The organism is uncultured Stenotrophomonas sp., assembly GCF_945952405.1.
Lineage (GTDB): Bacteria > Pseudomonadota > Gammaproteobacteria > Xanthomonadales > Xanthomonadaceae > Stenotrophomonas.
Genome location: NZ_CAMFIA010000006.1, coordinates 174,307 through 194,480, shown reverse-complemented (window position 1 = coordinate 194,480; position 20,174 = coordinate 174,307). Strand labels below are relative to the sequence as shown.

General features: G+C 66.0%; 18 protein-coding genes and 1 pseudogene. 11 read left to right on the top strand and 8 right to left on the bottom strand.

Annotation, left to right across the window (positions count from 1 at the left end; translation table 11 throughout):
• Window positions 1-183: 183 nt before the first annotated feature.
• Window positions 184-663, top strand: coding sequence for a GNAT family N-acetyltransferase (locus Q0P60_RS08660; RefSeq protein ID WP_345780322.1), 480 nt, complete (start codon window positions 184-186; stop codon window positions 661-663).
• 18 nt (window positions 664-681) lie between these two features.
• Here Q0P60_RS08660 and Q0P60_RS08655 read toward each other — a convergent pair whose 3' ends face one another.
• Window positions 682-1,530 carry an AraC family transcriptional regulator gene (locus tag Q0P60_RS08655; protein ID WP_294991128.1) on the bottom strand — a complete coding sequence of 283 codons (849 nt, stop codon included), beginning with the start codon at window positions 1,528-1,530 and terminating at the stop codon, window positions 682-684.
• 88 nt (window positions 1,531-1,618) lie between these two features.
• Between Q0P60_RS08655 and Q0P60_RS08650 the strand changes: the two genes are divergently transcribed.
• The 3 genes from Q0P60_RS08650 (at window position 1,619) to Q0P60_RS08640 (ending at window position 5,146) form a co-directional block, all read left to right on the top strand.
• Window positions 1,619-2,080, top strand: coding sequence for a DUF6265 family protein (locus Q0P60_RS08650; protein ID WP_294991125.1), 462 nt, complete (start codon window positions 1,619-1,621; stop codon window positions 2,078-2,080).
• A gap of 364 nt (window positions 2,081-2,444) precedes the next feature.
• Window positions 2,445-4,589, top strand: a complete 2,145-nt coding sequence (locus Q0P60_RS08645; protein WP_294991124.1) for a serine/threonine-protein kinase — start codon at window positions 2,445-2,447, stop codon at window positions 4,587-4,589.
• Complete coding sequence (locus tag Q0P60_RS08640) at window positions 4,586-5,146, top strand: hypothetical protein (RefSeq protein ID WP_294991121.1); 561 nt, start codon at window positions 4,586-4,588, stop codon at window positions 5,144-5,146. Before Q0P60_RS08645 ends, Q0P60_RS08640 begins: the two co-directional genes overlap by 4 nt.
• A gap of 17 nt (window positions 5,147-5,163) precedes the next feature.
• On the opposite strand, the gene Q0P60_RS08635 is transcribed toward Q0P60_RS08640, so the two are convergent.
• From Q0P60_RS08635 to Q0P60_RS08615, 5 genes are all read right to left on the bottom strand, one after another.
• The gene (locus Q0P60_RS08635) at window positions 5,164-5,748 is read right to left on the bottom strand and encodes a phage tail protein (RefSeq protein WP_294991118.1); all 585 of its coding nucleotides are present in this window, start codon (window positions 5,746-5,748) and stop codon (window positions 5,164-5,166) included.
• Window positions 5,745-8,555 carry a hypothetical protein gene (locus Q0P60_RS08630; protein ID WP_294991115.1) on the bottom strand — a complete coding sequence of 937 codons (2,811 nt, stop codon included), beginning with the start codon at window positions 8,553-8,555 and terminating at the stop codon, window positions 5,745-5,747. Before Q0P60_RS08630 ends, Q0P60_RS08635 begins: the two co-directional genes overlap by 4 nt.
• Window positions 8,536-8,943 carry a hypothetical protein gene (locus Q0P60_RS08625; protein ID WP_294991112.1) on the bottom strand — a complete coding sequence of 136 codons (408 nt, stop codon included), beginning with the start codon at window positions 8,941-8,943 and terminating at the stop codon, window positions 8,536-8,538. The genes Q0P60_RS08630 and Q0P60_RS08625 overlap by 20 nt, the downstream gene beginning before the upstream one ends.
• Before the next feature lie 53 nt (window positions 8,944-8,996).
• Window positions 8,997-9,605, bottom strand: a complete 609-nt coding sequence (locus Q0P60_RS08620) for a hypothetical protein (protein WP_049429274.1) — start codon at window positions 9,603-9,605, stop codon at window positions 8,997-8,999.
• Window positions 9,606-9,885: 280 nt separating this feature from the next.
• Complete coding sequence (locus Q0P60_RS08615; RefSeq protein WP_294991105.1) at window positions 9,886-10,077, bottom strand: hypothetical protein; 192 nt, start codon at window positions 10,075-10,077, stop codon at window positions 9,886-9,888.
• 51 nt (window positions 10,078-10,128) lie between these two features.
• Here Q0P60_RS08615 and Q0P60_RS08610 point away from each other — a divergent pair, with 51 nt between their 5' ends.
• On the top strand, window positions 10,129-11,415 hold the full coding sequence (locus tag Q0P60_RS08610) for a sigma 54-interacting transcriptional regulator (RefSeq protein ID WP_294991102.1): 1,287 nt from the start codon (window positions 10,129-10,131) through the stop codon (window positions 11,413-11,415).
• A gap of 118 nt (window positions 11,416-11,533) precedes the next feature.
• Window positions 11,534-12,577, top strand: a complete 1,044-nt coding sequence (locus Q0P60_RS08605; RefSeq protein WP_294991099.1) for a hypothetical protein — start codon at window positions 11,534-11,536, stop codon at window positions 12,575-12,577.
• 82 nt (window positions 12,578-12,659) lie between these two features.
• On the opposite strand, the gene Q0P60_RS08600 is transcribed toward Q0P60_RS08605, so the two are convergent.
• A complete protein-coding gene (locus tag Q0P60_RS08600) occupies window positions 12,660-13,106 on the bottom strand; it encodes a hypothetical protein (RefSeq protein WP_294991096.1) in 447 nt (148 codons plus the stop codon).
• Window positions 13,107-13,381: 275 nt separating this feature from the next.
• On the opposite strand from Q0P60_RS08600, the gene Q0P60_RS08595 reads away from it, so the two are divergent.
• The gene (locus tag Q0P60_RS08595) at window positions 13,382-15,286 is read left to right on the top strand and encodes a DUF262 domain-containing HNH endonuclease family protein (protein ID WP_294991093.1); all 1,905 of its coding nucleotides are present in this window, start codon (window positions 13,382-13,384) and stop codon (window positions 15,284-15,286) included.
• On the opposite strand, the gene Q0P60_RS08590 is transcribed toward Q0P60_RS08595, so the two are convergent.
• Window positions 15,250-15,552 (bottom strand): hypothetical protein, encoded by a 303-nt coding sequence (locus tag Q0P60_RS08590; protein WP_294991090.1) that lies wholly within the window; start codon window positions 15,550-15,552, stop codon window positions 15,250-15,252. The genes Q0P60_RS08595 and Q0P60_RS08590 overlap by 37 nt on opposite strands.
• Between Q0P60_RS08590 and Q0P60_RS08585 the strand changes: the two genes are divergently transcribed.
• The 4 genes and pseudogenes from Q0P60_RS08585 (at window position 15,545) to Q0P60_RS08570 (ending at window position 20,141) form a co-directional block, all read left to right on the top strand.
• Window positions 15,545-18,172: an excinuclease ABC subunit UvrA gene (locus Q0P60_RS08585; protein ID WP_294991087.1), complete on the top strand. Its 2,628-nt coding sequence runs from the start codon at window positions 15,545-15,547 to the stop codon at window positions 18,170-18,172. The genes Q0P60_RS08590 and Q0P60_RS08585 overlap by 8 nt on opposite strands.
• A gap of 125 nt (window positions 18,173-18,297) precedes the next feature.
• Window positions 18,298-19,110, top strand: a complete 813-nt coding sequence (locus Q0P60_RS08580; RefSeq protein ID WP_294991084.1) for a sigma-70 family RNA polymerase sigma factor — start codon at window positions 18,298-18,300, stop codon at window positions 19,108-19,110.
• Window positions 19,107-19,268: pseudogene (locus Q0P60_RS08575) on the top strand (DUF4880 domain-containing protein); the annotation flags it as partial. The gene Q0P60_RS08580 and the pseudogene Q0P60_RS08575, both read left to right, overlap by 4 nt.
• Before the next feature lie 168 nt (window positions 19,269-19,436).
• Entirely contained in the window at window positions 19,437-20,141 is a 705-nt protein-coding gene (locus tag Q0P60_RS08570) for a FecR domain-containing protein (protein WP_294991367.1), read from the top strand.
• Window positions 20,142-20,174 lie beyond the last annotated feature (33 nt).

Sequence of the window (20,174 nt, the reverse complement as noted above, 5' to 3'; positions counted from 1 at the left end):
ATGGATGATGGATTGAGAGGCCCTTGCGCTGCGGCTCACTGGCCGGCGCCGGGTTCGGCATCCATTGGGCGCTCTGGCGGCTCTCAATCCCATGTGCGGGCGTCCGCATTACCTGCGGGATTGTTCGCTCCTGGTTTCTGCTAGTGTCCGCCTTGCCCATCACGCCTCTCTGCAGGGAACCGCATGGAAATCCGACCTGCCAGTGCGGACGACTTCGACCCCATGTGGGCGATCTTCAGGGCCGCGCTTGTGACCGGAGACGCGCTGCCCTTTGCCGGCACCTTCCAGGCCGGGACATTCCGTGACCACTGGTTCGGGGTGCAGGGGGCGCATGTTGCGGTGCTGGAAGGCCGGATTGTCGGGATGTACAGGATGGGCGCCAACGTTCCGGACCTGGGTGCGCAAGTGGCGAGTGCCACCTACGTGGTCGATTCCGCCGCGCAAGGACGTGGCATTGGCAGGGCGCTGGTGCAGCACAGCCTGGACCGCGCCAGATCGGAAGGGTTCCTGGCCATGCAGTTCAACTACGTGGTCAGTACCAATGCGCCAGCGGTTGAGCTGTACCGGAAGCTGGGCTTTGCCGTGGTCGGTACGCTACCGGCGGCCTTCCGGCATGCGACGCTGGGATTGGTTGATGTGTATGTGATGCATAGGTTCCTGTAGCCCACGATGCAGCAGGTCTCAGCGCAGGCGGCCCGCGCTGCTTCCACGTACAAAGGCGGTCGCCAGTTGCAGCGCAGCTTCGCTGCCACGATCGCCGCGCAGCGCGTGAACCAGCCGGCCAGGCGTCATGCCCGTCCAGCGCACAAGATCATGGGTGGCGTGCGCCTGATCGGTGTAGCCATGACGTGCAGCAGCGGTGGCAATGCGGGTGGCTTCTGCATCCAGGGTGCGCAGCATCGCCTGCAGCCGGCACACCCGGGCATATTCCTTGGGTGTCATGCCTACGGCGGCCAGGAAGCGGGATTGCAGGGCGCGCAGGGACATGCCAAGGCGTCGTGCCAGCTCGGCGATGCGCAGATCCCCCTCCAGCGCATCCAGCTGAGCAACCGCCTGTTCCATGCGCTCGTCCAGGGCGAAGCCGGCGCAGCGTTCGCGCAGGGCCTGCCAGAGAGGTTCCGCTGTGCCGTTGGCCGCGCTGGCTCGTGCGGCAGCGCTGAACGTTCCGGCGAATGCGGCATCCAGAGCATGCAGATCCGGCGCCTGATCGCGGAGTCCGGGCAGCCGGATACCAGCCACCAGGGCGCTCGCGGCAGGTTGCAGCCGGATACCGATACACAACACCGGGCCCACGGCCTGCAGGCGGATCGGCCCGCGCTGCTGTGCCGCGAAGCAGAACGGCAGATCCGAGCGGATCTGGCCATCTGCGCCGTGCAGCTGCATTGGCACGCCGAGCTCCGCCAGCAACTCGCAGCGTCCATCTGGATAGATGACCTGTATTCCGCTGCCGGGTGCATCGTCCCGCAGCCACCACAGGCATTGGACGTGACGATGCAGGTCGTCGGGGGGCGGGTGCTCGAGATAGTCCATGCGGCATCGGACGCCATCCTGCGTGTTTTTACAAGCGAAGCGGACCGCAGGACGTTAGCCTTCGGCACATCCTCCAGGAGATCAGGACATGCCGGGATCGAGAACGTGGGCGCTGTGCGCGGGGCTGGTGTTGGGTGGAAGTGCGAACACTGCTGCGGCGGCCAGGTTTGACTGGCTGGCCGGGCATTGGTGCGGTGGTAGTGAACAGCGCAGGATTGAAGAGGTCTGGCTGCCCGAAGCCGGCGGCGCGTTGCTTGGCATGTCACGAACGTTGCGCCGCGAGCAGATGGAGTCGTTTGAATACATGCGGCTGGTGCCTGCCGGATCGACGGCCGGCCTCCATGTGCAGCCCAATGGCGTTGCACCGACCCAGTTCGACATTGCCGAAGTGGGTGAGAGGCGGGTGGTGTTCGAGAACACGCAGAATGACTTTCCGCAACACATCGAGTACAGGCAGAGCGGTGTATTGCTGCACGCCAGCATTTCCGGGCCGGGAGATGACGGGAAGATTCTCAGGATTGCATTCCAGTATCGCCGCTGCGGCGAATGAGCATTCCAATGGTTTCTGGCAGGGTGCGTGCTGACGGTTCATTGGGGTCGGGGCGACTCCGCAGGTCAAGTTGTCGCCGACCATCGCCGACCATCGCGCGGGACGCGGCACGGTGCTTGAAGCCGCCGTGAAGCTGGCCAGATCTCCTGCGCAGTGAAGGCCGCGCGGTGTTTCTGCACGAAACCCGGGCAGGCTGATCGCTGCCTCGGCGCGCCGATATGCCCGTCAATTTCCTGGCAGTACCTGGCACGGTATGGCGACGCACCCGGTATGTCGAAGACTGCACACGCACACGCCTGTTCAACCCCGTGAAGTCGCGAAAAGTGACTGATCCTTGCTCCCTCTCAATCAATCAGGAGTGGGGATGGACACCGTTGTGGAGCAACCCTCTACGGGGGAGGGTCAGCAGTTCAGTCACTATCGGATCGGGGGCACGCTGGGCGAGGGGGGCTTCGGACGGGTCTGCCTGGCCTGGGATGAGCGGCTGGCGCGTGAAGTCGCGATCAAGTTCTCGATAGGTGATGAATCCGGTCAACGGGGGCTGCGCTACGAGGCCCAGCGGCTGGCCGCGCAGGCGCACCGTGCCTTCGTAGCGGTCTATGCACTGGAGGAACACGCCGGCCAGCTGGCGATGGTGATGGAGCGCATCCGCGGCATCACCCTGGCGCAGGCGTTGGACCGGACCGGCGCGTTGCCCGCCGAGCGGGTGCTGCGTCTGGGTGCATCGGTGGCCGAAGCCTTGGCCGTGGCCCATCGCCACGGCTGGGCGCACGGTGACCTGAAGCCCTCCAACGTGATGCTCACCGAATGCGGGGACGTGCGTATCCTGGATTTCGGTGCTGCTGCGGCCATCGACCCCGAGCAGACCGTCAGCACGGTGACTGCCCAGAGCGCGGCAGGGACGCTGGCCTACCTGGCCCCCGAACGCCTGCTGGGTGCGCGCGCGGGCGCATCCGGCGACATCTATGCGCTTGGGCTGGTGTTGCACGAGGCGCTGAAGGGCGGCCGTGATTTCGAGGCCGGCGCGGCGTGGGGCGGATTGCATCGGCGCCTGCATGGCGGCGCGGCCGGGCGGCGGCTGCCGCGCGGCACCGATGCCGCGCTGACCGATCTGGTCGAGCGGATGACGCGCCGGCACGCGCAGGACCGTCCGCGCTCCATGTCCGACGTGCATCGGACACTGCTGAAGGCGCAGGAGCAGCGGCACGAGCGTCGCCGAAAGCGTGCGGAGCAGCGTGCGGTGCTGGGCTTGATCGTGTTGTTCGGCCTGCTCGCCGTGTTCATCCAGGCGCGCGACGCGCGCCAGGCAGGGTCAGAGACCGTTGCGGAGGTCGGCGCCGCGATCGATCCGGTGGTCCGCGCGGAACGCCTGTTGGCTGACTTCGACCAGGCCGGCACTGTGGCCGAAGCGGTGGCGCTGCTCGAGCAGCGACTGGCGAGCGACCCGCACGATGCCGGTGCCGCAGCGCTGCTGGCCATCGGGTATTGCTTGCGCTACGCCGGTGATGAGCGCGATGAAGTTTGGTTGAGCCGCGCACGCGCGGCAGCCCAGCACGCCGAGCGTGAGGAACCGCAGCGGGCCATCGTGCAGGCGGCGCGAGGCTGGGTGGAGGAGTACCTGAACAACAAGGCCGACGCAGAAGCCCACTATCTGCGGGCGCGGGTGCTCGATCCGGGTGATCGCCATGCGCTGCTGGGCCTGGCGCGCCTGTACGCGCAGTCGGGCCGCGCACGCCTGGCCCAGCAGGTGCTGGCTGACGCCATGCGGCGGCTCCCGGCCGACCGGAGCTTTGTCGACACCCAGGGGACGCTGCTCTACCAGCAGGGCGACCTGGCCGGTGCCGAGCAGGCGTTCCGCCGCAGCATCCTGCTCAAGCCCAGTGGCGTGCAGGCCTACGTCAGCCTGAGCGGCGTACTGCTGCGTGCGAACCGTCTCGATGAGGCGCTTCATGTGCTGCAGCAGGGCCTTCGACAGGGCAGCAATGGCCGCCTGTACGGCAACCTGGGCACCCTGCTGTACATGCGCGGTGACTACGCTGAGGCTGCCACGGCGTTCGAGCGTGCATTGTCCGATGCGAAGGGCAGCCCCAACGACTACCTGAAATGGGCCAACCTGGGCGATACCCTGCGCTGGTTGCCTGGCCGTGAAGCGCAGGCGCACGCGGCGCACCAGCGCGCCCTGCAGATGGTGGACACGCTGTTGCAGCGCAGCCCGGACAGCGTGACGCTGCAGAGCCGCAGTGCGCTGTACGCCGCCCGGCTGGGACAGGCTTCGCTGGCACGGCAGCGCATCGACGCCGCACTCGCGGGTGGCAATGATAATGCAGACCTGCAGTTTCGAGCAGCGCTGGTGGCCGAACTTGGCGGCCGTCGCGAGGCTGCGTTGGCGCACCTGCGGGATGCTATCGCGCGTGGCTACCCGCCGCATATGATCGCCGGGGAGCCGGATCTTCTGGCTCTTCGCCGGGATCGGCGCTACCACCGCATGCTTACAGGGAAGACAGAATGAGTGTGAACATCACCCCGCCCGTGGCCGATGCCGCGATCATCCGGGTCAGTTTCGATATCGACCAGGTCAGCTCGGACCTGTTGTGGCAGGCCGCCGTTGCAAAGACCCATCGCGATCTCTATTCACCGGTCGGCCGCTATGCCGGTGCCGTGCATTTCCGCGAAGGCGATACGGTCAGCGTGGAGGTCACCGGCTATGGCCGCAGCGGTACGCTGCTGTCGACCAATATCCTCGATGCGATGCTGTACACGGTGCCGCACACCTCGGGCGAACGGTTCTCGGCGCCATCGCCGTTCTCAAGCGTGCGTGCCACCACGCCGATCGAGCAGTGGCAGCCGGCCCGGATCGAGCATGACCGTGAACCCGGCTTCAGTGCGTCGGTGCAGCGTTCACTGACCCCACTGACCGTCGTGCAGGACGACGGCCGCTGGAAGCTGTCATTGATCCTGACCGTGGTGATCGAGCGGCTGACCAAGGCGGGCCCGCAGCAGGAAATCCGCGTGTTCTCGTTCGATCCGGAAGCCGAGGTGGGGTCGGGCACCGAACCGCCGCTCTAAGTCCCTGGCCATGGGCACTACTCAACACGGATGATGTAGTGGACGGCCATGTTGCGTGGGCGTGTCTCATGCGCGCTCACGCGACCGGTGACCGGGTCGGTGGTGTTCTGGGGCTTTGTCGGCAGGTTGCAGGCCTGCGCTGCATTGCCGGAAACCGTACTGCCGATGGGTTCGCTGTAGTCATGCTGATGCGCCTGCAGGGCATCCCACTGCAGCGAGCCGACACCGGCATAGTCCGGGGTGCCGTCCGCGCAACGACGCTGGTCGCGGTCCGGATCCACGCCTGCGCCGCCGTCAACCCCGCGGACGAACATGCCGCGCAGGTCGGGCAGGTTGAAGATGCCGCGTTCGTACTGGCCGCCGTACAGGCAGCCCAGCGCGGCAAACAGGTCCGGGTAGCGTGAGATGCGCATTTCGCGGCCATCGCAGGCCATCCAGCCAAGCGGTTCCAGCAAGGCACGGAGTGGGCCATCCGTGCGGCTCGCGGCAGGCGCGGCAACGGCACTGCCGCCGCTCGACCAGGCCGGATTGGGGGCCTGCGAAACCTGTGCAAGGTCGCCGAGATAGAGGCAGACGCTGCCGATCGGCTGGGCGCTGTTCATGCCTCGTCCTTGAAGTCGGGCAGGGCATCCCCGTCCTGCAGGACGCTGATATCGGTGGCCACCATCAGCTCCCACGCCTCCCGCTCAGGTGGCGCGGCCGGCGTGGCCGAGATCACCTTGAGATCGTCCGCCAGGTCCAGGTAACGCAGCGTTGCAGGTTCGTTGGCCGGGGTTGGCTCCAGTGTTGCCTGGAACGTAGGCACCAGCGCGTCATCACCCAGCCACATCATGCCTGTCGCGAGGAAGTAGAGCAGCGCATTCTCATGGCCCGGCGCTACCGGCAGCAGTACCCGTGCCTGCGCGGCCTGCAGGAACGGGGTCAACCCGGCGTCATCAGGGTCCGGCGCGGGTGCCGCTTCGGGATCATCGATCAGGGTATAGGTCAGCTCCGGCCACTCCAGTGCCTGGTCCAGCCACAGCTGCAGGGCGGGCGCCACCTGCAGGTCAGGCGCATCGGTACCGGTGCGCCGGCGGGACAGGGCAAGCAGCCCGCGCACGCCTGCCCGTTGCAGTTCAAGGCGGATGCTGCGCTGTTGCGCCTGCGCATCGGGGCGGCGCCGGGGCGATGCGCCGGTGGCATCGAAATAGCGGAGCAGCTCGCGCCGCCAGGCCTCGATCAGCCGATCGTAGAGCCGTGATTTCCAGGTCGCGAGCAGCTCCGGCGTGCTGGCCAGGCGTACATCGATGTTCAATCCATAGACCGGCAGCGGCGTTGCGGTCGGTGCAGGGGCGGGCACCTCCTCCGTGCCGACAGGTGCGACCAGGACGATGCTGATGGGCAGCGCACCGGTCTGCCCGGCCAGGGCGATGTCCGGCAGCACGGCTGAGGCCTTCCCCTCGGTGGTGAACCCGGCCATGCCAATGCTGCCTCGTACGTTCCAGCCCGGGCTGGAACTGGCCAGGGCGATGCTCGCCGAGATCGCCTGGTAGCCCGGCGGCAGCGGCAGCTGCTGGCTCAGCAAGGGTGTGCCGCTCTCGAACACCGTACAGGCATGTGCCTCGGGCGCGGGCGGAAGCTCGCTGACCTCCACGCCGTAGCGTGCCGACAGCGCGGCGTAGTAGCAGGGGCTCTGCGGATCCAGCGAAAGATCATTGAACTGGTGCAGGCCCAGCTGGGCTGGCGCCAGCGGCTGCTCCAGCGCCTGCCCATACTGGTCACGGCGAGCGTGCACCAGCCGCTCGCCCGGCCGCGGGACACGGTATTCCAGCATCAGCCGATGGCCGACGGAGACCACCCAGCACCGGTAGCGGGCATTGAGCCAGCGGTAGACGCCACGCTGGTTGTCGGCGCGGCCGCGACGATCGAAGCACTGCGAGACTTCACTGCGGCGGGTGTGCCGATGTCGCTGCAGCCGCTGCTCGCCCAGCTGGGTGGTGACCCGTTGTGCGGCGCGCTGGACGATCCGTCGCGCCAGCGTGGCACTGTCGGCCAGGCTGTCACGGGTGGGCTGGGTGTCCACCGGCATCAGCGTGCAGCTTCCGTCCTGCTGGCACTGGGTGGGCGGACCGTAGGTGGTTGAATAGTCGAGCTTGAACTGTTCGCGCAGCGCGTTGTGGACTTCCGATTCCAGCGTGCTGGCGAGGCCGTCGCGCAGATCCTCACGGGTATCGGCCACGCCTGTCCGAGCGCTGTGCTCGCTGAGCGAGTCAGCGCGCTCATGCCGGGCGCGCACCTTGCGCTCATCGGCCATCACGCTCTCGATATGGCTGATTTCTCCCAGCGCGTAGCCCAGCAGGCGGCGCTTGACCTGTTGCAGCTCACCGATCGCATAGGGCTGGATCGGGATGCTCGATGGCTCTTCGGCCGGGGCGGGCCCGGCGGCGGGCAGCGGGAAGACGGGAGGAGGCAACAGCAGGGTGGCAGCCAGGCCACTGCGCAGACGTTCTGGTGGCCAACGGCCCTCGAAACCGGGTGCGGTATCGCGCGACAGGCGGCCCAGCAGTGTTGCCGCCTGGAGGGTGCGGGTGAGTGCGTCGCGCTGGCGACGGTCATAGCCAAGCACACAGTTCAAGGCGAACACGTTCTGCCAGATCCGATCAAGCATCTGCGCGAATTCGGTCGAGGCCATGACCTGCGTGATCGCCGGCCAGGGTTGACCCCAGAGCTGCACGATCAGATCGATCAACGCTTGGCGGCTTGGCAGCGGAATCGCCGCAGCAGCCAGCGCGAAGCGCTCCAGCGCAATAACGTCCGGCCCCAGCACGGCAATCGTGGGCACGCATTGGCCGGTATAGGGCGCATCGCCCTGCAGGAACATCACCGCCTGCTCGAGCATCTGGCTGCGCGCAGTGTCTCCCGCTGCAAGCAACGCGGCCAGCTGGCAGTACAGGCGCGGGTCGGCGGTCGTGCAGGTGGCGGTGTAGGCGATGAAGTTGTCCTCCTGGGCCCGGGTCGAAGTGCCCGGCCACGCCCGCAGCTGGATATAGGGGAACAGGTCGCCCGCTTCCTCGACCCGCGACTGCACCACTTCGCCCGGCGCCTGTTCCGGCACCGGGGCGGGCGGCACTGCTTCGCCCAGCAGTTGCGGCGGGGCGCTTCCGCCGGGGTAGCGGAGCTGGTCCAGCAGCAGTGCGGCGCGACTGGCATCGAAATGCAGCTGGCCGACGATCATCATGCCCGGCGAGGTTTCACCGCGCGCATCGAACGCCAGTATCGGATCGTTGGATACCAGATGCTTGCGTGCGAGCAGCTGCCCCTGCCAGGACACATCCACATCGCAGGCCAGCGCATCGGCGCTGAAGGTCCAGTTGATGCGCACCGGCCCCTGCTCGAAGACCCCCGCGTTGTCAGTGCCCGGCATCGCCATGCGCGCCCCCTTCGAATGGCCCTGCGATCCGTGCGAGATCGGTAAAGCCGCCGGGATAGCCGGTGTCCACCAGCCATACTCCGATGCTGCCGTCAGCATCGACACGACGCTCGATCCGTCCCCACAGGATCCGGTTGTTGGAATAGGGGTCCACAAGCGAGAACCTCAAGCGTGGGGTGGTGCTGTCCAGAATCCTGCGGGCGATGAGGTTGACCGGGTCCATCGAGGAAATGGCCCGGTCGATCAACAGCAGGGCGACGTCGAACGCACCGTCCACCGGATCACTCCAGTAGATCTCGATACTGGCGTCCGGCGAGGGCGCCCAGATGTTGCTGGGCAAGGGCGGCGAGTCGTCATGGAGGGGAGGCAGCGAAGATGCAGTGGTCATGATGGAACTCCTTGGAGTGGAGCGGGACGGGCCCGGGCCCGTCCCGCGGTAGATCAGGCCTTGGTCAGCGAGTAACCCTTCCACTTCGACCCGGTGACGATCAGCGAATCGCCCTCGAGCACCTCGAGCTGGGTCTGGCTGATTTCCTCCTGCACCAGGCGCTGACCCTTGTAGGTGAACTGGGAAACCACGGCGACGAACATGCTCGCGCGCACATCCTCCATGAACAGGCCGCCCGGCCAGATGACCTGCGGCTCGTAGATCGCGTCCTGGCCGCGCAGGATGGAAGCCTCCACGCCGATGCTGAAGTTGTTGACCACGCGCACTTCATTGAGCACCAGGTCGGTGAAGCTCTGGTTGATCACCGCACCATTGGAGCGGCGGTCCTGCGAGGCAACGCTGTCGATGGTGAACGCGGCGGAGGTTTCAGCGAAGGACGCCGGCTTGGCCGAGGTGTCCAGCTGGTCGGGACGGGAAGCGTCGTTCGAGTAACGCACCTGCAGGCCGAAGTCATCCGGGATCTGGATGACCGAGTTGCCACCCGGCGGCGGTGCGGCAACCTGCCAGGCGATCGTGGCCAGGGTCGGGTTGCTCACCGGCTTCTGGAACACGGCCAGTCGAACGGTTTCGCCGGTTTCGTTGATCAGAGTGATGGTCGACATGAAGGACTTCCTTGAGATTGAGGGTTGATGGGCGAGACGCAGCGTGCGCCTCGATGAGGGACTACACACAAACCGTGCCAACTCCGCCGAACCCACCATGGCAAGGGCTCGCGCCCGCCCGGACAGGCCATGAGCCGGGCGGGCGGGTCGGCTGACATGTCGGCTGACATGCCTGGCATGTCCCTCCGCGGCCCGTGCAGACATCAGGTACGATCCGGCAACGGCCATGGAATGGGGGCAGGGACCGGTGTCGCGACGCACAGCTGACAGGGAAGCCACGTTATCGGCGCCGATCGAGGCGCTGGCGGCACAGGCCACTGCAACGCTCGGATTGACGGTGCTCTGGCATCCGCGTCGGCGTCGTATTGGCGAGCAGGCGGCCTTGTTCCTTGAACGCGGCGCGGCCGAGTTGAACCGGAATGCGCCCGCGTTCTTCGCCGCCGCCAGTGACGTTGGCGAGGCGCTTGAACATCAGGGCGTTTCGAGGCAATCCCTGATCTTCCGTGCAGGCGACGACGGTAGCGTGCTGCTGAGTGCCCCGGCATCGACGATGCGCGTCGAGATCGACGGTGTGCCGATCAGCGAAGACATGCGCGGGACGCCCATTGCATTCGACAGGACGCGGCTTCGCCGCGGGGTGGTACTTCGATTGGGGGGCAGTGTCCTGCTGTGCCTGGGCTATATCGGTATCGGCAGCGCAGGGCAGGGCGGCAGTGCGCTGGTCGGGGTGAGCCCGGCGATGACGCGGGTACGTGCAGCAATCGCCCAGGTCGCGGCCACCGACATGCCGACCCTGATCCTGGGTGAGACCGGCACCGGCAAAGAGCTTGTGGCGCAGGCCATCCATGCCGCCAGTGCGCGTTCGCACCGGATGCTGGTCAGTGTGAACATGGCCGCCTTGAACGAGTCGCTGGCGGCAGCGGATCTGTTCGGCGCGAACAAGGGGGCCTACACCGGGGCACAGGTGGCGCGCGAAGGCTATTTCGCCGAGGCCGACGGCGGCACGTTGTTCCTCGATGAGATTGGCGACACGCCTGCGGCGGTGCAACCGATGCTGCTGCGGGCGCTGGAAACCGGCGAATACCGGCCGCTTGGGAGTGCACGCAACGCGCGCGCCGACGTACGCCTGATAGCGGCCACCGATCGCGATCTCTCCACGCCAGGCTTCAACCAGCCATTGCTGCGTCGCCTTGAAGCCTTCGTGATTGCAATGCCGCCACTGCGCGAGCGTCGCCAGGACATCGGTGTTCTGATCGTGCAGCTGCTGCAACGTTGGCAGGGCAGCGACGCTGCACCGGTGGAGCTGCCTGGCTCGGTGGTGCAGGCGTTGTGCCTGTATGACTGGCCCGGCAACGTCCGCCAGCTGGCGCATGTGCTGCGACGGCTGAGCCTGGCGACACAGGTACAGGAATGGCCGGACATGCAGGCATTGCTGCCGCCTCCCGTGCCCGCGCCCGTTTCCCTGTCCGTGCCTGCGATGGACGCAGGGCCGGCGGCCACTGCGGCGCCGGCCGTGCGCTATCGCTCACCGTCGCGGGTCGGCGAGCACGATGTGATTGCCGCACTGGAAGCACACCAGTGGTGTGTGCGCAAGGCGGCCGAGCATCTCTGCGTCTCGCGTGCTTCCTTCTACGTGCTGCTGGACGCATCGCCGAGCATCCGCCGCGCCGATGACATTCCGCTGGACGAGATACGCCGCGCGGTCGCGCAGGCCCCCGACGATCCGGGCCACTGGGCCTCGCAGCTGCGCACACCGCGCGAATCCCTGCGCCGGCGCGTGCGCCAACTGGGCCTGGCCAAGCGCCTGTAAGCCACGCGGTCGCGGTGCGAACCGGTGTGCGGCAGGCACGCCGATGACTTGGCATGGATCGTGCGTTTATCCCTCGTGACAGCCATCCGGCCTGTCTCAACCCAACGAGGGTCATCCCATGACACGCATCGACTTCGTCGGTCGCGGGCTGCTGTTGTCCGCGATCCTGATACTGACCGCCTGCGGCACAGGCACCATCAAACCCACGCCACCACCAGGGGTGGGCGCTCCCGTCGTCAACGTGGTGGATCCTGGCAATCTGGTCGTGCATACGCTGCCGATCGGTGCTGGAAACTGCCAGATCGCCCAATGCCCTTCGGGCAACCGTCTGGTGGTGATGGACTGCGGCTCCAAGGGGGCCGGCACCCAGGACTGGGACGCGGGCAGGGTAAAGAGCTACGTCGAAACGCTGATCGATGACAAGAGCGAGATCACGGTGAGTGTCAGCCATCCAGACGAGGACCACTACAACTACATCGCCCCCGTGTTTGCCAACATGAAGGTGAAGTCGTTGTACCTGGGCGGGGACTGGAGCCAGTACAACAGCACCTTCCAGGACTGGGTCAAGACGCAGAGGATCAACAGTGCGGCGCAGGTCAACATGTACACGGGGTTCTACGCATCCACCACGCCCGAGCCGGGGTTGAGCTGCTGGAAGCCCGAGCACGGGGGCAGCAGCATGCAGGTGGCCAGCTACATCCTGGGCGTCAACGCGGGCACCACCAAGAATGATGGCAGCATGGTGGTGGCGATGCGCTATGGAGACTTCACCACGACCTTCACCGGCGACATGACCCAGGCGACCGAGAACAAGCTGCAGCTGCCGACCGGTGTCAAGAGTTTCAAGGCCAACCTGCTGACTGGCGCACATCACGGCGCATCCAGCCAGGGCAGCAATTCGGTGGAGTGGGCCAAGGCGACCAGCCCGGATTTCGTGATCTTCAGCGCCGGGCTCCGCTACAGCCACCCGCGCTGCGACGCCGTGGACCGCTACACCACCGTGGGCGCTGCGCTGCCTGAGCACGAGTACTTCTGCGGGAACAGCGGTACGGGCGAGAACCGGAAGACCACAAACAACATCCTGGTGACCGACTCCAATGGATTGATCGTCATCGAAGCCGATGCCCATGGCGCGATGAAGGTGCTGCCGGTGAAGTTCTGATCGACGAAGCGGCGCACTGAACGAGGCGGCTGCCTGCGGGCCGTCGCCTCGGTCGCGTCCGCGTCGAGGTGGTTGAGTAGGGCTACGGTTCGTTCTGGCGGATCAAGTGCAGGGTCATCATCGGGCCGCTGCAACCGGACGGGATGGTGGCGGCAAGGCTCGATCGGGGCAGCTCAGCCGCGTGGCCACCCCCGAAAGAGGCTGCGACCCCGAATTTCAGGACCTGTCCTGATCCCGCGCCCTGAATCCCGACCGGCGTCCCTCCCTCCAGCGCCAGCGAGTAGCCATAAGGCCACGCCGCGAGGTAGGCCGTACCCGTCTGATCAACGAAGTAGACACACCCGTTGATGGGCTTCAACACGCCTCTGAGCAGGCCTGTGGCAAGGACGGCGCTGGCCGCGGGCGAAAGCCTGACCAGCACAACTGGCCGGGTCTCCCGGGCCATTGCCGATACCGCCGCAGGGATGCAGCTGGCAATCAGCGCGAATGATAGAGCGACACGCCTGGCGGATCGAATGCTGGCTGCCATGACCCCTTTCCATATCGATTTCAATCGATGTCAATCAGGGAACACCATTCCTTCCTTGACCTAATGCATTTAGCCGTCAATGGCTTGGACCTCGGCAGGGTGCCACATTATTGTCCTCGACACATTATACAAGTGGGTATTGCCCTAGTAGCTCGCTCTCCCGGCAAGCTACTATGGCAGTGCTCCTATGCATGTGGATGCCGGAAAACCTGCCGCCTTGGATCGCAGGCGGTGGAAGCGCTACATTTGGCGCTCCGCAAGGCTGGATGCCCCGCATGAAGTCCAAATCCCACACTGTCTTGAGCCTGTTCAGCGGAGACCGCCAGTACCGCGTTCCGTTTTTCCAGCGTCGTTACACCTGGAAGCAGGGCGAACAGTGGGATCCACTATGGGAGGACATCCGTTCGAAAGCCCAGCTGAGGCTCGACGGAGTCAAGGGCAGTCCGCACTTCCTGGGTGCGGTCGTCATGGAGCCACATGTGTCTGGCATCGATGAGATGCGGTCGTTTGACGTGATTGATGGCCAGCAGCGCCTTACCACTCTGCAGTACGTACTTGCTGCGCTGGGCGTCGCTCACAACGAGCTGAAGATTCCAGTACCGCCCTCGGCACTGAAGTGCCTTGCCAACACCGGTGATGACGTGCAGTCCGAGCAGGATGCTTACAAGGTCTGGCCGACATTCACCGATCGCGCACATCACCTGAAAACGCTCGGGGCGCGCAGCATGGGCGAGATGTGGAAGGCCTATCCGGCTCACTTCACCCAGCGTGGTACGTTGCTGGTGCATGACGCCAGCAGGCCATTGTCGCTCGGCGCAGTGATGTTCTTCGCCAGCTCATTTCAGGAATGGATGACGTCGGATGGTCGCAATCCTGTTGCAGCAGGCGAAGCAATCGCCTCGGCGATTCTCGAAGATATGCAGCTCGTCTGCCTTACACTGGAATCGTGGGATGACCCCCAGGTGATCTTCGAGACGCTTAACGACCGTGGCGCCAAGCTGACCGCCGTCGACCTCATTCGCAACCTGATCTTCATGCGTGCCGACCAGGATGAAGATGCGGATCCCCACGCGCTCTATTCTGAGCATTGGCTGAGCTTCGAAGGGCCGGAGTGGACGGGCGAAGAACGTCGTGGCCGGCTCAAGAAAACGCGCCTCGAATGGATGATCCGCTCGATGCTCGAGGCGGTAACGGGTCATGAGGTCGACCAGCAGCGGCTCTACAACGACTACAAGGACTTTGTCGGACGCGGAGACGTACCGAAGAGTGCAGAGCAGCAGCTGCTGCTGCTCAAGGAGATCGGAATGCACTACCAGGCGTTGGTCGCGGGTACTGGATCCTCGCCCATCGGTCGTTTCGGACATCGAGCGAGCGCCTATGAGGCCAGCACTGTCTATCCCCTGGCGTTGAAGATTGCCATTTCAGGCCTATCGGCCGACGAACAGCGGTGGATGTACCAGGACCTGCTCTCATACCTGGTGCGTCGCGCGGTCTGCGGTCTTACCACGAAGAACTACAACCTGCTGTTCCTTGGTGCCCTCAAGCACATCTCCGGTGATGATGCGATGTCGCCAGCCCGCTTGCGCGACTATCTCGCCAGCTCGATGAGCGATACAACCCGCTGGCCGCGCGACGACGAATTCCGTGCCGCCCTGGTCTCCGCGCCCCTCTACCATGGCAACCTGGATGCCCCGCGGGTCCGTCAGCTGCTGACCGAAATCGAGGGCGCGCTTCGCCTTGGCCAGAAGACGGAGGAGCCCGATGTACCGAGCCTGACCCATCTGGATATTGACCACATCATGCCGCGCAGTTGGCATACCCACTGGCCGCTCCCCGATGGTCTCTCGGTGACTCCGAAGGAGATGGATACAGCCAGGGCTGCGCAGCGGGACGGGCTCGAACTCTCTGCAACCCAGGATGCCATCCTTGTGCGAGAGGGCCTGGTCAACACCCTGGGGAATCTCACCCTGCTCAACCTCAGCGTGAATCGGTCTGCACAGCACCACAGCTTCCCGTTCAAGCGCGACCAGCTCATCAAGCACACCAATCTGAGTCTTAACATCCACCTTCTTGTGCTGCCCGAATGGGACAATGTGCGCATTCGGGAACGGTCGGAGAAACTTGCCAGCATCGCCTTGCGGCTCTATCCAGGGCCGACAACGAGGAGCGAGGTGTCCTGATTGACGGCCGCGATGCCCATGAGTGGCACGACGACCTTAGCCACTGGCTCCGGCCAGATGGAATCAAATGCCGGGAATGTGGCGATGATGACCTGATGCAGTGCCTTGCCTGGAGCCGGCTGACCGGGCCCGGCATCTGCAGGAGGCGAAGTAAAGGGCATGACAGCGCTTCCCCTCGCCACATTCACCCCGCTGCAGCGAAAATGCATCACCAGGCGCTCTCTGGCATGCGCCATCCACTGCTGCAGGATCGCGAAGATGTCCAACACCCCCCTTGCTGAGTTGCCAGCTGCCGCCGTGGCGAGCGGCTGCGTCGAGGTCCGCGGCGCACGCGAGCACAACCTTCGGAATGTCGATGTCTCCATTCCGCGCAATGCACTGGTGGTGTTCTCCGGGGTGTCGGGCTCGGGCAAGTCATCCCTGGCCTTCGGCACGGTGTTCGCCGAGGCGCAGCGGCGCTATTTCGAATCGGTGGCTCCGTATGCCAGGCGCCTGATCGACCAGGCCGGCGTGCCGGATGTGGATGCCATCGACGGCCTGCCGCCGGCGGTGGCCCTGCAACAGCAGCGCGGCGCCAGCAATGCACGCTCATCGGTGGGCAGCGTGACCACGCTGTCCAGCCTGGTGCGCATGATGTACTCGCGCGCAGGGGCTTACCCGGCCCATCAGCCCATGCTCTACGCCGAGGACTTCTCGGCCAATACGCCGCAGGGCGCCTGCAGCACCTGCCATGGCCTTGGCCACGTCTACGAGGTGACCGAGGCCCTGATGGTTCCGGATCCGTCGCTGAGCATCCGCGAGCGCGCCATCGCCTCCTGGCCGCCGGCATGGCATGGCCAGAACCTGCGCGACATCCTGGTCACGCTGGGCTACGACATCGACGTGCCCTGGAAGAAGCTGCCGAAGAAGGACAGGGAGTGGATCCTGTTCACCGAGGAAACCCCGAGCGTGCCGGTCTATGCAGGATTCACGCCGGCCGAGACCCGTGCCGCCCTCAGGCGGAAGCAGGAGCCCAGCTACATGGGCACGTATACCGGGGCGCGCCGCTACGTGCTGCACACCTTTGCCACGACGCAGAGTGCACTGATGCGCAAGCGCGTTTCCCGCTACATGCAAGGCAAGCTGTGTCCTGCCTGCGACGGAAAGCGCCTGAAACCGGAGGCGCTCTCGGTGACGTTCGCGGGCGTGGACATCGGCGAGTTCATGCGGCTGCCGCTGGACCAGCTGGCGGATCTGCTTGCGCCTGTGGTGCAGGGTGATTTCGGCGCGCCGGGCCGGGGCGCGCGCGGTGGCAAGAGTGCCACGCGCCGCGGTCGTGCCGGCGATGCCAACGTTCCCGGCCTGCAGCTGACCGCGGCCCTGTCGGAAGAGAAACGGCTGGCAGCGCAGCGGCTCGCCGCAGGCGTGATGGCGCGGGTAGGGCAGCTGCGCAACCTCGGGCTGGGCTATCTCTCGCTGGATCGCGCGACGCCGACCCTGTCTGCAGGTGAACTGCAGCGCCTGAGACTGGCGACACAGCTGAGCTCGCTGCTGTTCGGCGTGCTGTATGTGCTCGATGAACCCTCCGCAGGCCTGCATCCTGCCGACAGCCAGGCGCTGTACGACGCCCTGGGCCGGCTGCGCGACGGCGGAAATTCGGTGTTTGTCGTCGAGCACGACCTGGAACTGATGCGGCGCGCACAGTGGCTGGTGGATGTGGGCCCGGAGGCGGGCGAGGGTGGCGGGCGCGTGCTCTACAGCGGTGAACCCGGCGGCTTGCGCCAGATCCAGGACTCCCGCACCGCGCTGTATCTGTTCGACCAGGTGCCTGCGCCAGGCAGCCGGCAGCGCAGCGCCGGCAGCTGGCTGGAGCTGAAGGGCATCCATCGCCACAACCTGCAGGGCGTGGATGCGCAGGTGCCGCTGGGATTGCTGACCGCGGTGACCGGCATTTCGGGATCGGGCAAGTCCAGCCTGATGGCGCAGGCGCTGCCTGAGCTGATGCTGCTGCACCTGGGGCATGAGCCAGCGGAGGAGGGCGCAGACGGAGACCCAGGCGAGGGGCCGACCGTGATCGAAACAACCCGGGGCCGCCTGGCTGGCGACGTGGAGGCGATCCAGCGGGTCGTACAGGTCGACCAGAAGCCTATCGGCCGCACGCCGCGCTCCAACCTGGCGACCTATACCGGCTTGTTCGACCACGTGCGCAAGCTGTTCGCGGCGACGCCCGACGCGCGCCGCCGGCGTTTCGATGCGGGCCGTTTTTCGTTCAACGTGGCCAAGGGCCGATGCGAAACCTGCGAGGGAGAAGGATTCGTCAGTGTGGAGCTGTTGTTCATGCCCAGCGTCTATGCACCGTGCCCCACCTGCCACGGTGCACGCTACAACCAGGCCACGCTGAAGGTGCAGTGGAATGGCCGCACCATTGCCGACGTGCTGCAGATGACGGTGGATCAGGCGCAGGTGTTCTTCGCCGAAGAGGACGCCATTGCCCGGCCACTGCAGTTGCTGCACGACATCGGCCTGGGCTATCTGCGGCTGGGCCAACCCGCCACCGAGCTTTCAGGTGGAGAAGCCCAACGCATCAAGCTGGCGACCGAACTGCAGCGCAGCCAGCGCGGGCGAACGCTCTATGTGCTGGATGAACCGACTACCGGGCTGCATGCGTCGGATGCAGACAGGTTGCTGGTCCAGCTGCAGCGCCTGGTTGATGCGGGAAACACGGTGGTGATGATCGAGCACGATATGCGCTCGGTCGCGCAGGCCGACTGGGTGATCGACGTCGGGCCTGGCGCAGGCGGCGCCGGGGGCACCATCGTGGCGAAGGGAACCCCGCGACAGGTGGCCCGCGCCAAGGGAAGCAGGACCGCGCCGTTCCTGGCGCGTGAACTGGGGCAGGGTGCCTGAGATGGAGTCAGCATCAGGGTGTGTTGAGGCGCTGGGCGGCGCCCTGCTGCAGCGGGGCTGATCCTGCAACCGCGAACCGCTTGCATCCCGTAGGCCGACCGGGGCGGAGGGAGTTCCAATTGCAAATGCCTCTCACTACACTTGCGGTGCCACCCCCTCATTCTGCCGCCTGCCACGGCCAGCATTCCGGTCCTGAAAGTGAATTTCCCGCCCATCCTGTGCAGACCGCAGGCACCTGCTGTGGGGGCGATGTGTCCACGCTAGGTCGGCGTAAGGACGCATCAACCTGCCCGGCGCCATCGGCGGAGACCGGCCTGGCAGAGGAGGGCTCCGCACTGGGCGGAGGCCTCCTTGCGAAAGCCTATGCCCGCTGGCGGGCACCCATTCTGCGCGGGCTTGCGCGTGTCAGGGGTGGGGACGGTGAGGATGCCCTGCACGACGGCGCAGTCAAATGGATTGCGGCACGCCCGGCGCTCGCGTCCTGTGATCAGCAAGGCGCCTACCTCCGCAGGACGGTGATGAACACCGTGGCCGATGAATATCGTGAACATCACGCAGGCCGCCGTCTTCAGACCCTGCCGCTGGCAGATGCGGAGGAGGCTGGTCACCCGATGGCCAGCGATGAATCACACTGCCCGTTGCAGCTCACCGCGCAGCGACAGCGCCTGGAACGCCTGGCAGAAGCCCTGGAGGAGCTGCCGGAGCGCCAGCGCGAGGCATTCGTACTCTGCCGCTTCGATGGCCTGACCCAGGAAGACGTGGCTTCGCGCATGCAGATCTCCCGGCGCATGGTGGTCAAGCACCTGTCGCGTGCGGTTGCCTACTGCGAAGTACGGGTACGCTATGCATCCCTGGCGCAGATGCAGGCACTGCATCGGCCAACCGAGGCCGGCGAGGAGTTCATGCCGGCCACTGATGCTGATCCCGGCTGCCGATGACCGACGCCCCTTCTGCCGCAGGATTCGACCCGTTTGCCTTGCATGAGGCGGCGGCCGCATGGCTGGTGCGCAGGCAGGGTACAGACTGGCGGCCGGATGATGAGGCCGCCCTGCAGCAATGGCTGGCTGGGAGCGAAGCGCACCAACGGGCCTTTGCCGAAGTGGCCAGAACCTGGCATGACCTGGGTCAACTGCCGCGGCCGGTGCTGGCCTCGGACAGGCAGGCGGCGCCCGTCCCGGTGGCAGCCGGCGCTGTGCGGCGGAGCGGCACGGCGCGCCGCACGCGGTTGTGGCGTCAGCCCCGTGCGGCGGCGGCGGTTGTGGCAATGCTGGCGCTGGGCTGGTTCGGCTACGGCTGGTACACCGCGCCCCGCTATGTGCAGGATGTGGCGACCGGTGTTGGCGAGATCCGTGATCTGCAGCTGCCGGACGGCTCGCGGATTTCGCTCAATGCACGCAGCACGCTGGCCGTGCATTTCTATCGATCCCGCCGTGAAGTGGTGCTCAGCCAGGGCGAGGCGTTCTTCGAGGTTGCGCCGGCTGCTGACCAGCCCTTCATCGTGGATGCCCAGCGCAGCCGGGTGACGGTGGTCGGCACGGCGTTCAATGTGCGCAACGGGCCGGGCGAGGTGCTGGTCAAGGTGCTGCATGGCCACGTGCGGGTCCAGCCGGATCGCGCCGAAGGCGCCGCGCCGGTCAACCTGCACGCCGAACAGGGCGTCGCCATTACCACGCTCACCGGCGACCATCGCCCCATTGCGGCAAGCGCCGACAGCATCGGCGGTTGGCGCAACGGCCGCCTGGTGTTCCGGCGTACTCCGCTGGATGAAGTGGCACAGGAGCTCGCGCAGTATCTGGGCCATCCGATCACGCTGGGCCAGCCGGGGCTGAAGTTCCTGCCTGTTTCCGGCTACGCGGCAACTGACGCCCCGACCAGCTTCCTGGAAGCGCTGCCGGACCTGTTGCCCGTGCAGGTGACCCGCAATGCCCAGGGCGGCTATCGCATCGACGAGCGGCCCGTGACGCGCTGACGCCGGAACGGATAATTCTTCCGGCGCGGGTTC

Bases quoted from the DNA above. Each gene is read 5' to 3' on its own strand.
- Q0P60_RS08660 (WP_345780322.1), top strand. From the start codon at position 184: ATGGAAATCCGACCTGCCAGTGCGGACGACTTCGACCCCATGTGGGCG.
- Q0P60_RS08655 (WP_294991128.1), bottom strand. From the start codon at position 1,530: ATGGACTATCTCGAGCACCCGCCCCCCGACGACCTGCATCGTCACGTC.
- Q0P60_RS08650 (WP_294991125.1), top strand. From the start codon at position 1,619: ATGCCGGGATCGAGAACGTGGGCGCTGTGCGCGGGGCTGGTGTTGGGT.
- Q0P60_RS08645 (WP_294991124.1), top strand. From the start codon at position 2,445: ATGGACACCGTTGTGGAGCAACCCTCTACGGGGGAGGGTCAGCAGTTC.
- Q0P60_RS08640 (WP_294991121.1), top strand. From the start codon at position 4,586: ATGAGTGTGAACATCACCCCGCCCGTGGCCGATGCCGCGATCATCCGG.
- Q0P60_RS08635 (WP_294991118.1), bottom strand. From the start codon at position 5,748: ATGAACAGCGCCCAGCCGATCGGCAGCGTCTGCCTCTATCTCGGCGAC.
- Q0P60_RS08630 (WP_294991115.1), bottom strand. From the start codon at position 8,555: ATGGCGATGCCGGGCACTGACAACGCGGGGGTCTTCGAGCAGGGGCCG.
- Q0P60_RS08625 (WP_294991112.1), bottom strand. From the start codon at position 8,943: ATGACCACTGCATCTTCGCTGCCTCCCCTCCATGACGACTCGCCGCCC.
- Q0P60_RS08620 (WP_049429274.1), bottom strand. From the start codon at position 9,605: ATGTCGACCATCACTCTGATCAACGAAACCGGCGAAACCGTTCGACTG.
- Q0P60_RS08615 (WP_294991105.1), bottom strand. From the start codon at position 10,077: ATGTTCAAGCGCCTCGCCAACGTCACTGGCGGCGGCGAAGAACGCGGG.
- Q0P60_RS08605 (WP_294991099.1), top strand. From the start codon at position 11,534: ATGACACGCATCGACTTCGTCGGTCGCGGGCTGCTGTTGTCCGCGATC.
- Q0P60_RS08600 (WP_294991096.1), bottom strand. From the start codon at position 13,106: ATGGCAGCCAGCATTCGATCCGCCAGGCGTGTCGCTCTATCATTCGCG.
- Q0P60_RS08595 (WP_294991093.1), top strand. From the start codon at position 13,382: ATGAAGTCCAAATCCCACACTGTCTTGAGCCTGTTCAGCGGAGACCGC.
- Q0P60_RS08585 (WP_294991087.1), top strand. From the start codon at position 15,545: ATGTCCAACACCCCCCTTGCTGAGTTGCCAGCTGCCGCCGTGGCGAGC.
- Q0P60_RS08580 (WP_294991084.1), top strand. From the start codon at position 18,298: ATGCCTCTCACTACACTTGCGGTGCCACCCCCTCATTCTGCCGCCTGC.
- Q0P60_RS08570 (WP_294991367.1), top strand. From the start codon at position 19,437: ATGCTGGCGCTGGGCTGGTTCGGCTACGGCTGGTACACCGCGCCCCGC.